At 69.5% G+C, this 12,014-nt stretch carries 12 protein-coding genes; 8 read left to right on the plus strand and 4 right to left on the minus strand.

Annotation, left to right across the window (positions count from 1 at the left end; genetic code table 11):
• The first annotated feature begins 162 nt into the window (after window positions 1-162).
• Both ACIRQP_RS00135 and tyrS read left to right on the plus strand, forming a co-directional pair.
• The gene (locus ACIRQP_RS00135; protein WP_403880969.1) at window positions 163-1,569 is read left to right on the plus strand and encodes a metallopeptidase TldD-related protein; all 1,407 of its coding nucleotides are present in this window, start codon (window positions 163-165) and stop codon (window positions 1,567-1,569) included.
• 57 nt (window positions 1,570-1,626) lie between these two features.
• Window positions 1,627-2,898, plus strand: coding sequence for a tyrosine--tRNA ligase (gene tyrS / locus ACIRQP_RS00140; RefSeq protein WP_403880972.1), 1,272 nt, complete (start codon window positions 1,627-1,629; stop codon window positions 2,896-2,898).
• A gap of 148 nt (window positions 2,899-3,046) precedes the next feature.
• Here the strand turns inward: tyrS and ACIRQP_RS00145 are convergent, their stop codons facing one another.
• On the minus strand, window positions 3,047-3,334 hold the full coding sequence (locus ACIRQP_RS00145) for a GlsB/YeaQ/YmgE family stress response membrane protein (RefSeq protein ID WP_403880975.1): 288 nt from the start codon (window positions 3,332-3,334) through the stop codon (window positions 3,047-3,049).
• Between the two features lie 209 nt (window positions 3,335-3,543).
• Here ACIRQP_RS00145 and ACIRQP_RS00150 point away from each other — a divergent pair, with 209 nt between their 5' ends.
• Both ACIRQP_RS00150 and ACIRQP_RS00155 read left to right on the plus strand, forming a co-directional pair.
• Entirely contained in the window at window positions 3,544-3,906 is a 363-nt protein-coding gene (locus ACIRQP_RS00150; RefSeq protein WP_403880977.1) for a DUF3099 domain-containing protein, read from the plus strand.
• A 342-nt stretch (window positions 3,907-4,248) separates the two neighbouring features.
• Window positions 4,249-4,455 carry a hypothetical protein gene (locus ACIRQP_RS00155; protein ID WP_051746168.1) on the plus strand — a complete coding sequence of 69 codons (207 nt, stop codon included), beginning with the start codon at window positions 4,249-4,251 and terminating at the stop codon, window positions 4,453-4,455.
• On the opposite strand, the gene moaA is transcribed toward ACIRQP_RS00155, so the two are convergent.
• The 3 genes from moaA to ACIRQP_RS00170 all read right to left on the minus strand — a co-directional run bounded on the left by moaA (window position 4,438) and on the right by ACIRQP_RS00170 (window position 7,637).
• A complete protein-coding gene (moaA, locus tag ACIRQP_RS00160) occupies window positions 4,438-5,430 on the minus strand; it encodes a GTP 3',8-cyclase MoaA (RefSeq protein ID WP_403882062.1) in 993 nt (330 codons plus the stop codon). The two genes, ACIRQP_RS00155 and moaA, sit on opposite strands and share 18 nt — an antisense overlap.
• A 162-nt stretch (window positions 5,431-5,592) precedes the next feature.
• On the minus strand, window positions 5,593-7,224 hold the full coding sequence (locus tag ACIRQP_RS00165) for a cation acetate symporter (RefSeq protein WP_403882065.1): 1,632 nt from the start codon (window positions 7,222-7,224) through the stop codon (window positions 5,593-5,595).
• Between the two features lie 17 nt (window positions 7,225-7,241).
• Window positions 7,242-7,637, minus strand: coding sequence for a DUF485 domain-containing protein (locus ACIRQP_RS00170; protein WP_403880980.1), 396 nt, complete (start codon window positions 7,635-7,637; stop codon window positions 7,242-7,244).
• Window positions 7,638-7,901: 264 nt separating this feature from the next.
• On the opposite strand from ACIRQP_RS00170, the gene ACIRQP_RS00175 reads away from it, so the two are divergent.
• From ACIRQP_RS00175 to ACIRQP_RS00190, 4 genes are all read left to right on the plus strand, one after another.
• The gene (locus tag ACIRQP_RS00175; protein WP_403880982.1) at window positions 7,902-9,446 is read left to right on the plus strand and encodes a S8 family peptidase; all 1,545 of its coding nucleotides are present in this window, start codon (window positions 7,902-7,904) and stop codon (window positions 9,444-9,446) included.
• Between the two features lie 289 nt (window positions 9,447-9,735).
• The gene (locus ACIRQP_RS00180) at window positions 9,736-10,809 is read left to right on the plus strand and encodes a DEDDh family exonuclease (RefSeq protein ID WP_403880985.1); all 1,074 of its coding nucleotides are present in this window, start codon (window positions 9,736-9,738) and stop codon (window positions 10,807-10,809) included.
• Between the two features lie 63 nt (window positions 10,810-10,872).
• Window positions 10,873-11,106: a hypothetical protein gene (locus tag ACIRQP_RS00185; RefSeq protein ID WP_403880987.1), complete on the plus strand. Its 234-nt coding sequence runs from the start codon at window positions 10,873-10,875 to the stop codon at window positions 11,104-11,106.
• A gap of 96 nt (window positions 11,107-11,202) precedes the next feature.
• On the plus strand, window positions 11,203-12,006 hold the full coding sequence (locus ACIRQP_RS00190; protein WP_403880990.1) for an SURF1 family protein: 804 nt from the start codon (window positions 11,203-11,205) through the stop codon (window positions 12,004-12,006).
• The last annotated feature ends 8 nt before the right edge of the window (window positions 12,007-12,014 follow it).

The raw sequence follows: 12,014 nt of genomic DNA on the forward strand, positions 1-12,014 counted from the left end.
CGACCACCATCGGCCGGGGGTCCGGGGGTTGCCCCCCGGGACAGCACAGTCTCAACACCACGCAGGAGGCCGGACGATGAGCGAGACGACCACCATCGGCCGGGGGTCCGGGGGTTGCCCCCCGGGACAGCACAGTCTCAACACCACGCAGGAGGCCGGACGATGAGCGAGACGACCACCAGCACTGTCAGCAAGCCGCACGAGATCATCGAGCGCGCCCTCGACCTGTCCACCGCCGACGGCTGCGTGGTCATCGCCGACGAGCACTCCTCGGCCAACCTGCGCTGGGCGGGCAACGCGCTGACGACCAACGGGGTCACCCGGGGCAGGACGCTGACCGTCATCGCGACCGTCGACGGCTCGCAGGGCACCGCGTCCGGCGTCGTATCGCGCTCCGCCGTCACCGCCGACGACCTGGAGCCACTCGTACGGGCCGCCGAGGACGCCGCGCGCGCGGCCGGACCCGCCGAGGACGCGCGACCGCTGATCGGCGGGGGTCAGGCGTCGGGGGACTTCACCGACGCGCCCGCCGAGACCACCTCCGCCGTGTTCGCGGACTTCGCGCCCGCGCTCGGTGAGTCGTTCGCCCGTGCCCGCGCCGGCGGCCGCGAGCTGTACGGGTTCGCCAACCACGAGCTGACCTCGACCTATCTCGGTACGTCCACGGGCGTACGGCTGCGCCACGACCAGCCGAGCGGGACGCTGGAGCTGAACGCCAAGTCACCCGACCGCACCCGCTCGGCCTGGGCCGGCCGGGCCACCCGCGACTTCAAGGATGTGGACCCGGCCTCCCTCGACACCGAGCTGGCACAGCGGCTGGCCTGGGCCGAGCGGAAGATCGAGCTGCCCGCCGGCCGGTACGAGACGCTGCTGCCGCCGACCGCCGTGGCCGATCTGCTGATCTACCAGCTGTGGTCCTCGACCGCCCGTGACGCGGCGGAGGGCCGTACGGTCTTCTCCCGCCCCGGCGGCGGCACCCGCGTCGGCGAGAAGCTCTCCGAACTGCCGCTGACCCTGCGCAGCGATCCGCACGAGCCGGGTCTGGAGTCCGCGCCGTTCGTGATCGCGCACTCCTCCGGAGACGACGCCTCCGTCTTCGACAACGGTCTGCCGCTGGCGGCGACGGACTGGGTACGGGACGGCGAACTGGCGCATCTGATCACCACCCGGCACAGCGCCGCGCTGACCGGACTGCCGGTCGCGCCCGGCATCGGCAATGTGGTGCTGGACGGCGGGAGCGAGCGTTCGTTGGAGGAGATGGTCGCGGGCACCGAGCGCGGTCTGCTGCTGACCTGCCTCTGGTACATCCGTGAGGTCGATCCGGCGACACTGCTGCTCACCGGGCTGACCAGGGACGGCGTCTATCTCGTCGAGAACGGCGAGGTCGTCGGCGAGGTGAACAACTTCCGGTTCAACGAGTCGCCGGTCGACCTGCTGTCGCGGGCCGCGGAGGCCGGGCGTACGGAGAAGACGCTGCCGCGCGAGTGGAACGACTGGGTCACCCGGGCCGCGATGCCCGCCCTGCGTATCCCCGATTTCAATATGAGCTCGGTCAGCCGGGGAGTATGACCCCCATACACTGGCCGGTAGTACATCCCAGCGAACCGTTCGAGGAGAGAAACGACCGTGACGGACATCGTCGACGAGCTGAAGTGGCGCGGGCTGTTCGCCCAGTCCACTGACGAGGACGCTTTGCGCAAGGCGCTCGCGGACGGTCCCGTCACGTTCTATTGCGGCTTCGATCCCACGGCGCCCAGCCTGCATGTCGGACACCTCGTGCAGGTGCTGACCGTGCGCAGGCTCCAGCTCGCGGGGCACCGGCCGCTGGCGCTGGTGGGCGGGGCCACCGGTCAGATCGGTGATCCCCGGCCGACCGCCGAGCGGACGCTGAACGATCCGGAGACGGTCGCCGGCTGGGTGCGGCGGCTGCGGTCCCAGATCGAGCCGTTCCTGGACTTCGAGGGTCCGAACGCCGCGACCATGGTCAACAACCTGGACTGGACCGCGTCGCTGTCCGCGATCGAGTTCCTGCGGGACATCGGCAAGCACTTCCGGGTGAACAAGATGCTCACGAAGGACTCCATCGCCCGCCGGCTGGAGTCCGACGAGGGCATCAGCTACACCGAGTTCAGCTACCAGCTGCTCCAGAGCATGGACTTCCTGGAGCTGTACCGCCGCTACGGCTGTGTCCTCCAGCAGGGCGGCAGCGACCAGTGGGGCAATCTCACCGCCGGTCTCGATCTGATCCACCGCCTGGAGCCGGGCGCCACCGTGCACGCGCTGGCGACGCCGCTGATGACGAAGGCGGACGGGACCAAGTTCGGCAAGACCGAGGGCGGGGCCGTCTGGCTCGACCCGGAGATGACCACGCCGTACGCCTTCTACCAGTTCTGGCTGAACGTGGACGACCGTGACATCTCCGCGTACAGCCGCATCCTCAGCTTCAAGAACCAGGCGGAGCTGGAGGAGCTGGAGCGGGCGACCGCGGAGCGTCCGCAGGCCCGCGCGGCCCAGCGGGCGCTGGCGGAGGAGCTGACGACGCTCGTCCACGGCGCCGACCAGTGCGCGGCGGTCGTCGCGGCGTCCCGGGCGCTGTTCGGCCAGGGTGAGCTGACGGGGCTCGACGAGGCGACGCTGAGCGCGGCGCTCTCGGAGCTGCCGCGCGCCGAGGTCGCCGAGCCGGCGTCGGTGGTCGATCTGTTCGCCGAGACGGGTCTGGCGCCGAGCAAGTCGTCGGCTCGCCGTACGGTCAAGGAGGGTGGGGCCTACGTGAACAACGTCAAGGTCTCCGACGCGGACGCGGTACCGGACCGCACCGAGCTGCTGCACGGTCGCTGGCTGGTGCTGCGCAGGGGCAAGCGGAACCTGGCCGCGGTGGAGGTCACCGCCACCGGCTGACCCCGGTTCCGTACGGCTCGCTCGTGGAGCGCGTCTCGTGGAGCGCGTACGGCTACGACATACGTCTTCTACGGCATACGGTTACGGCCGGGCACACGCACGCGTGCCCGGTCGTAACCGTCCCGCCCTGCCCGGCGCGGCGCCCGGTTCAGGCTCTCTGCCGGCTGCCCCGCTTGTTGCCGCGGATCGAGTTCCAGAGCATGTCGCCGACGAAGACGACGAGGATGGCCCCGACCAGCTGGAGCACGTGGCGGGTCCAGTCCACTCCCCTGGTGTCCGCGACACCGATCCAGCCCGCGGCCGCGTTGCCGAGGAAGCTGCCCAGAACGCCGAACACGATCGTCAGCCACAGGGGGATGTGCTGCTTGCCCGGGATGACGGCCCGTGCGATCAGGCCGAGCACCAGACCCACGATGATGACCCACAACCAGCTCATGGTCGCCTCCTCACGGGGCGCGATATGCGCGTGATCGCCAGTCTGGGGCGCTCCGCCATATGGCGCATGTCGGACACATCCGTACGTGGCGGGACGGCGACATCGGCCAGGACGGGTGTGCCCCCGCTCTCGTGGGCGCCGGGGTCCCGGCGTACCGTTGTCCTCGTCCGGTCCGGGGAGAGCCCGGCACAGAATCGGGTGGTGGCAACGTGGTGCGCAAGCGGGGCGGCACGGAGGTCTTCCGGATCACGGAGGCCAGGCAGGGACTCGCCGAGGATGTGCGCGGCCGGCAGCGCCGGTATGTGATCTCGATGTCCGTACGGACACTCGCGGTGATCGCGACCGTGGCCCTGTGGAACGTGGAGCGGCCGGTCGCGATCGTGACACTCACGCTGGGGGTGCTGCTGCCGTACGTGGCCGTGGTGATCGCCAACGGGGGCCGGGAGAACGTCACTTCACTCCCCTCGGCCCATATCGCCCCACCGGCCCGTACTATGATCGCGCCCCCTGTGGAACCTGTCGTGGCGGAAACCGGCGCCACGACCGAAGGGGACCGGCCAAGCGGTCCGTAACGCTCCGCAAAGCTCAGGAAAAGCTCAGATCAATCGTGAAGTTCCGGTGCACGGCACCCCGTTGCCCGTGACATACTTTAAAGGCGCTCCGCATCCCCCGTCGGAGCGACGGACCGACGCCGGGCAGCTCCCCCCGTGGCTGCCCGGCGTCGCCATTTCCGGTTACGGAATGTGTTCCAGTGCCCCTCCCGGCAACGTTTGCCCCGTCGCGGCGGCCGGCACGCGCGCTCGCGGCACTAGGGTGGTCAGGTGAACTTCCCCGACCTCCCCAACTTCCCGGGCTCCCCCGGCTTTCCCGGCCTCCCCGGCGCTCCGGAGAACTCCGCCGAGGACACGGCCCCGATCTGTTCCGCCAAGGGGTGCCGTGCGCCCGCCGTCTGGGTCCTCGCCTGGAACAACCCCAAGCTGCACACGCCCGAGCGCCGCAAGACCTGGCTGGCCTGCGACGAACACCGCGAGCACCTCTCCTCGTTCCTGGGGATGCGCGGCTTTCTGAAGGACGTGGTGGAGCTGACCGAGTGGGAGCGGAACTCAGCCACCGATCGCTGACATCGGCCGGTCAGGCTGGAGGAACGCCGCCGGATCGTCCAGGCCGGAGCCGGCCTTCTTGCCCCACATCGCCGTCTTCCAGAGCGCGGCGATCTCCTCGTCGGGCGCGTCGGAGCGCAGCGCACCCCGCAGGTCCGTCTCCTCCTGGGCGAACAGGCAGGTACGGACCTGTCCGTCGGCGGTCAGCCGGGTGCGGTCACAGGCCTGGCAGAACGGGCGGGTGACGGACGCGATCACGCCCACGCGGTGCGGGCCGTCGTCCACCACCCAGCGCTCGGCGGGCGCCGAGCCCCGTTCCGAGTCGTCCTCCTCGGTCAGCGCGAAGCGCGTACGCAGCGAGTCGAGGATGTCACTGGCCGTTATCATGCCGTCGCGCTTCCAGCCGTGCTGGGCGTCGAGGGGCATCTGCTCGATGAAGCGCAGCTCGTAGCCGTGCTCCATGGCCCAGGCCAGCAGATCGGGGGCCTCGTCGCCGTTCAGCCCCGGCATCAGGACGGTGTTGACCTTGACCGGGGTCATCCCGGCCTCCTGGGCCGCGCGCAGACCGTCCAGCACGTCCTGGTGCCGGTCGCGTCGGGTGAGGGTCTTGAAAACATCGGGGCGCAGTGTGTCGAGCGAGACATTGACCCGGTCGAGACCGGCCGCCCGCAGCGCGGCGGCCGTCCGCTTGAGCCCGATTCCATTGGTGGTCAGCGACATCCGCGGGCGCGGCTCCAGCGCCGCACAGCGCTCCACGATCCCGACGAGACCGGGCCTGAGCAGCGGCTCACCGCCGGTGAAGCGGACTTCCGTGATACCCAGCCGCGTCACGGCTATACGGATCAGCCGGACGATCTCGTCGTCGCCGAGCACATCCGATTTGGTGAGCCACTGGAGTCCTTCTTCGGGCATGCAGTACGTACACCTGAGATTGCACCGGTCCGTAAGCGAAACGCGCAGGTCGGTCGCGATGCGACCAAAGGTGTCGACGAGCACGCGGAGCACCTCCCTGATCGGATCCAACACGATGAGCCTACGTCAGACGACTGACATCGCCAGGGCTCGTATGTCACGAGGAGCGGCATGGCCGCATCGTAGGACTCTACGATGCGGCCATGAGTCTGTATACCGTCTACAGGATCCTGTCTGCCGTGGGATTCAGTGCGCTCCGGTGCCGGTCAGGGACTTGACCTCCAGCTCGGCGTACTTGCCCTTGTCCGGCTCCTCCTTCGACAGCACGGTGCCCAGCCAGCCCAGCAGGAAGCCCAGCGGGATCGAGATCAGCCCCGGGTTCTCCAGCGGGAAGAAGTGGAAGTCGACCCCCGGGAACATCGACGTCGGCTTGCCCGAGACGACCGGCGAGAACAGCACCAGCAGCACGGACGAGGCCAGACCGCCGTAGATCGACCACAGGGCGCCCTGGGTGGTGAACCTCTTCCAGAACAGGCTGTAGAGGATCGTCGGCAGATTGGCCGAGGCCGCGACGGCGAAGGCCAGCGCGACCAGCCCGGCCACATTCAGATCGCGGGCGAGGGCGCCGAGCGCGATCGAGACGACGCCGATGGCGACGGTCGCCCAGCGGGCCGCACGGACCTCCTCCTTCTCGGTCGCCTCTCCCTTGCGGATGACATTGGCGTAGATGTCGTGCGCGAAAGACGACGAGGACGCCAGGGTCAGTCCCGCGACGACCGCGAGGATGGTGGCGAAGGCGACCGCGGAGATCACGGCGAGCAGGATCGCGCCCCCGGTCGAGCCGGCTCCGCCGCCGATCTCCAGGGCGGCCAGCGGCGCCGCCGTGTTGCCGGCCTTGTTGGAGGCGATGATGTCGCCGGGCTTGAGCAGGGCGGCCGCGCCGAAGCCGAGCACGATGGTCATCAGATAGAAGGCGCCGATGATGCCGATGGCCCAGATGACCGACTTGCGGGCGGCCTTGGCGGTCGGCACCGTGTAGAAGCGGATCAGAATGTGCGGCAGCCCCGCCGTACCGAGGACGAGCGCGATGCCCAGTGAGATGAAGTCCAGCTTCGAGGTCGCGGTGGCGCCGTACTTGAGTCCGGGCTCCAGGAAGGCCGCGCCCTGACCGCTGTTGCTCGCCGCCGTGCCCAGCAGGTCGGAGAGGTTGAAGTTGAACTTCCACAGGATCAGGAAGGTGATCAGCAGGGTGCCCGCGATGAGCAGCACGGCCTTGACCATCTGGACCCAGGTGGTGCCCTTCATCCCGCCGATCGTGACGTACACGATCATCAGCAGGCCGACCAGCGCGACGATGGCGATCTTCCCGGCGTCGCTGGTGATCCCGAGCAGCAGCGAGACCAGCACGCCCGCACCGGCCATCTGCGCCAGCAGATAGAAGATCGAGACCACGATGGTGGAGGTGCCCGCGGCGGTACGGACCGGACGCTGGCGCATGCGGTACGCGAGGACGTCGCCCATCGTGTACCGGCCGGAGTTGCGCAGCGGCTCGGCGACGAGCAGCAGCGCGACCAGCCAGGCGACCAGGAAGCCGATGGAGTAGAGGAAGCCGTCGTATCCGAAGAGCGCGATGGCGCCGGCGATACCGAGGAAGGACGCGGCGGACATGTAGTCGCCGGAGACCGCGAGACCGTTCTGGAACCCGCTGAACTGCCGGCCGCCCGCGTAGAAGTCGGAGGCGCTCTTGGTCTGGCGGCCGGCCCAGACGGTGATGACCAGCGTCGCGACGACGAAGAGGCCGAAGAGCGTGATGATCAGCGGCCGGTGCTCGCTGGCGTCCCCGGCGGCGGCGATCTGCTGCTGGACCGGGTGACTCATGAGTGGGAGCGACTGGCTCATGCGTCCGCCTCCATACGGGACTTGATGACGTCCGCCTTCGGGTCGAGCTTGCGCGACGCGTGGCGCGCGTAGAACCAGGCGATGAGGAACGTGGTGACGAACTGCGCGAGGCCGAGGATCAGGGCCACGTTGATGTTGCCGAAGAGCTTGGTGCCCATGAAGCCGCCCGCGTAGTTGGACAGCAGGACGTACAGCAGGTACCAGGCGATGAACGCGATGGTCAGGGGGAAGGCGAAGGAGCGGTACGTACGGCGCAGTTCGCCGAATTCCGCGCTCTCCTGCACCTCGACGAACTGGGCCGTCGTGGGCTGCGCCGTCGTGGACCGGTCCGGCGTTGACTGGGCGGGGCTGGTGTCCGTACCGCCCTTGGGCGGCGGTGCATCGGAAGCCACGGAATCTCCTCGTGACGCGGGTGCGGTGGGGTGGGGCATCAGGGAAACCTCACAGGGGGTGCGGATGTGCTGGTCCCCCTGACAACGGCACGGAGAGCATGGCGACGCGGTTCAACACCGGGCTTTTTCTTCCAGTTTCTTCCAAAAATGATGTGGGAAGTGATTGATGGCCGGGGATGATCAGCGATAACTTCACTGGTCATGTACCCGTCCACGCGCACGCCTGCGCGGGGACGGTTCTTTCACGGATGATGTGGAGAACCCATGGCTCATCTGGGATCCAGACGGCAGCGCGCACTCGCTCTGCCCGCAGGTCTGGCGCTCACCGTCTCGCTCGGCTTCCTGCCGACCGGTACGGCCACGGCCGCGACGGCGGCGGGCAGTGTCCCCGCCGCCGCGGTCGCGACGGACGGCCCGAAGCTGTCGTACGTCGTCAACACCCGCGGTGGACGTTCCACCGTCACATCGGTCGAGAAGGCGATCGTCGCGGCGGGCGGCACGGTCGTGACCTCCTATGACCAGATAGGCGTCATAGTCGTCACCTCGCAGAACCCCGAGTTCGCGAGGACCGTCCGCAAGGTCAAGGGCGTCGACTCGGCCGGTGCCACCCGCACCGCGCCGCTGTCCGCGCAGTCCACGACGGACGTCGGCGCCCCGAAGGTGCTGTCCGACGAAGAGGTCGCCGCCGCCACGGCGAAGGCGGACAAGGCCGCCGACCAGGACCCGCTGGAGCCGTTGCAGTGGGACCTGCCCGCCATCAAGGCGGACAAGGCGCACGAGAAGACGCTCGGCAGCAGAAACGTCACTGTCGCCGTCATCGACACGGGTGTCGACGACACCCACCCGGACATCGCGCCGAACTTCGACCGCGCGGCCTCGGTCAACTGTGTCGGCGGCAAGCCGGACACGACCGAGGGCGCCTGGCGGCCGGGCACGGGCGAGAGCCCGCACGGTACGCATGTCGCCGGTGAGATAGCCGCGGCCAAGAACGGCATCGGCGTCACCGGTGTCGCGCCGGGCGTGAAGGTCTCCGGCATCAAGGTGTCCACGCCGGCCGGTTTCTTCTACACCGAGGCCGTCGTCTGCGGCTTCGTCTGGGCCGCCGAGCACGGCGTCGATGTGACGAACAACAGCTATTACACCGACCCGTGGTACTTCAACTGCAAGAACGACCCCGACCAGAAGGCTCTGGTCGAGGCGGTCTCGCGGGCCACGCGGTACGCGGAGAAGAAGGGCGCGGTCAACGTCGCCGCGTCGGGCAACGAGAACTACGATCTCGCGTCCGACTCGATCACCGACCCGTCCAGCCCGAACGACACCATTCCGGGTGACCGGGTCATCGACCCGTCCGAGTGCCTCGACATCCCCACCCAGCTGCCGGGTGTGGTGACCGTCGCGTCCACCGGCGCCAAGGGACTGAAGTCCTCGTTCTCCAACTACGGTCTCGGTGTCATCGACATCGCGGCCCCGGGCGGCGACTCCACGAGCTACCAGACCCCGGCCCCGCCGGCGGTCAGCGGCCTGATCCTCGGCCCGCTGCCGGGCGGCAACTACGGCTACATGGCCGGTACGTCGATGGCCTCCCCGCATGTCGCGGGCGTCGCGGCGCTGCTGAAGTCGACCCACCCGCATGCCTCGCCGTCGGCGATCAAGGCGCTCCTGTCGGTCCAGGCCGATGACACCGCCTGCCCGGCGCCGTACGACATCGACGGTGACGGAGAGGTCGACGCCGTCTGCGAGGGCGGCAAGCGCTACAACAGCTTCTACGGGGCGGGTCTTGTCGACGCCCTGGCGGCGGTGCGCAAGTAAGCACCTGGGCGCCTGAGCGCCGACCGCTGTACTGAGCACCGACCGCTGTACCGAGTGCCGAGCGCGGGCCGTCCTCCGGGGCGGCCCGCGTGCGTGCGCCGGCCGCGTTTGTGACCCCCCGTCGTCGGCGTTCCCCCCGCGCAGAGTCCGCCGTCGGCCCCGGCACCGCCCCCGGAACGGCTGTTCCCCCATCGCCGTAAGGGTCTTGACGGAACGACGGCCCGGTACCGGCCGCGGCCGGTACCGGCCGACCGGGCTGTGGGACTGTCAGTCGCGGCCCGTATTCTCTGTGACCATGCTCGACGACCATACGACTGCAGCGACATGGCCGACCGCCTACCCCGACGGGTACGCGGTCGTCGACGTCGAGACCACCGGACTCGCCCGCGACGACCGGATAGTGTCCGCTGCCGTCTATCGCCTGGACGCCCGGGGCAATGTCGAGGACCACTGGTACACGCTGGTCAATCCGGAGCGCGACCCGGGGCCCGTGTGGATCCATGGGCTGACGAGCGACGTCCTGGAGAGCGCCCCGCTCTTTCCCGAGATCGCCGGTGAGCTGGCCGCGCGGCTCGACGGGCGGGTGCTCGTGGCGCACAACGCGATCTTCGACTGGTCGATGATCGCCCGGGAGTACGCGCGCGCGGAGCGGACCGCGCCCACCCGGCAGCGGCTGTGCACCATCGCGCTCTCCAAGGAGCTGGACCTGCCGCTGCCCAACCACAAGCTGGAGTCGCTCGCCGCGCACTTCGGCGTCGTGCAACAGCGCGCGCACCACGCGCTCGACGACGCGCGCGTGCTGGCCGAGGCGTTCCGCCCGAGTCTGCACGCGGCGGCCAGGGACGGCGTACGGCTGCCGCTGCTGGAGTGCCGGCCGCTCACGGAGTGGTCGGACGCCCCGGCGCTGCCCCGGGTCGGCTATCAGTCCTCGTACCGGCAGACGACCTGGCGGCCCTCGCGCAAGCGGCCCCCGTGCCCGTATCCGAACCCGGGCCGGTACGTGCCGGGCGAGCGGCTGGTGCAGGGGATGCGGGTGGCGTTCTCCGGTGACACCTCCGTCGACCGCGAGCTGCTGGAGGACCGGGCCGTGGAGGCGGGGCTGCATGTCGCGACGAGCGTGTCCCGGCTGACCAGTCTGCTGGTGACCAACGACCCGGAGTCCTCGACGTCCAAGACGGTCAAGGCCGCGTCGTACGGGACGCCGGTCATCGACGAAGCCGCGTTCACCCAGCTGCTGCGGGACGTGGTCCCGGCGGCAGGCGCGTCCGTCCCGGCACCCGCCTCGCCCGTCCCGTCCGTCACCGCATCCGCTTCCGTCCCCGCGTCAACGTCCGTCCGCGCTTCCACCCGCGCAGACGGGTGATTGGCGCGCGACGCGCCAGCGCCCCGCTCGCGTACCACCGCTCCTCGTCCCACTCTGTGGCGCATGGCACGTTGCGAGGTCTGCGGAAACGATTACGGGATGTCCTTCGAGGTGCACGCGCAGGGCGCGGTGCATGTCTTCGACTGCTTCTCCTGCGCCATCCACCGCATGGCGCCCATCTGTGAACACTGCCGCGTCCAGATCATCGGACAGGGCGTGGAGGCCGAGGGCCACTGGTACTGCGGTGCGCACTGCGCGCGCGCCGACGGCCGGGCGGGGGTCGTCGACCGCGTCTGACGCCCCTGCGTCGCTCTCCGTCGCCCTCTGTCGCCCGGGAACGCGCCCCCCACCCCCCGTCGGATCCGTCGGTACCCGCCGGGTACCGTCAAAGGCGTGTACCGCTTCCTGTTGTCCCGGCAGTGGGTGATCCTCACCCTCCTCGCGCTCGCCCTCATCCCCACGATGATCGAGCTGGGCTTCTGGCAGTACCACCGCCACGAGCACAAGGTCGCCCAGAACACCCTGATCTCGGGCAACCTCAACGCGAAGCCCGTCCCGGTCACGGATCTGACGGCACCCGGGCACACCGTCCCGCGCTCCGACTACTGGCGCCGGGTCACCGCCACCGGCACGTTCGACCCCGCGCACGAGGTCGTCGTACGCCGCAGGACCTCCAGCGACGACCGGGTCGGCTTCCATGTGCTGACCCCGTTCGTCCTGAAGGACGGCCGCGCGCTCATCGTGAACCGCGGCTGGATCCCCTTCGGCGACGACCAGCGGGCCTTCCCCGACATCCCGGCGGCGCCCAAGGGCGAGGTCACCATCACCGGCCGGCTGAAGGCGGACGAGACGTCGGCGAGCAGCGGTATCAAGGACCTGCGGGATCTGCCGTCCCGCCAGGTCATGCTGATCAACAGCGCGCAGCAGCGGGAAGCGCTGGGCCGTACCGTCCTCGGCGGCTATGTCGAGCTGACCTCGCCCGTACCGGCCGGTGGCAGCCCCGAGCAGATCCAGAACCCCGACGACAGCTCGATCGGGCCCCACATGGCGTACGCGGTCCAGTGGTGGCTGTTCGTCGCCGCCGTACCCGTCGGCTGGGTGATTCTCGTACGCCGTGAGCTTCACGACCGCGCGGCGGCGAAGGCCGAGCGGACCGCCTCCGACGCGGAATCCGCGCAGGAACCCGCGGCGGTCTGACACCGCTG

It is taken from the genome of Streptomyces sp. NPDC102274 (genome assembly GCF_044766385.1).
Classification (GTDB): Bacteria; Actinomycetota; Actinomycetes; order Streptomycetales; family Streptomycetaceae; genus Streptomyces.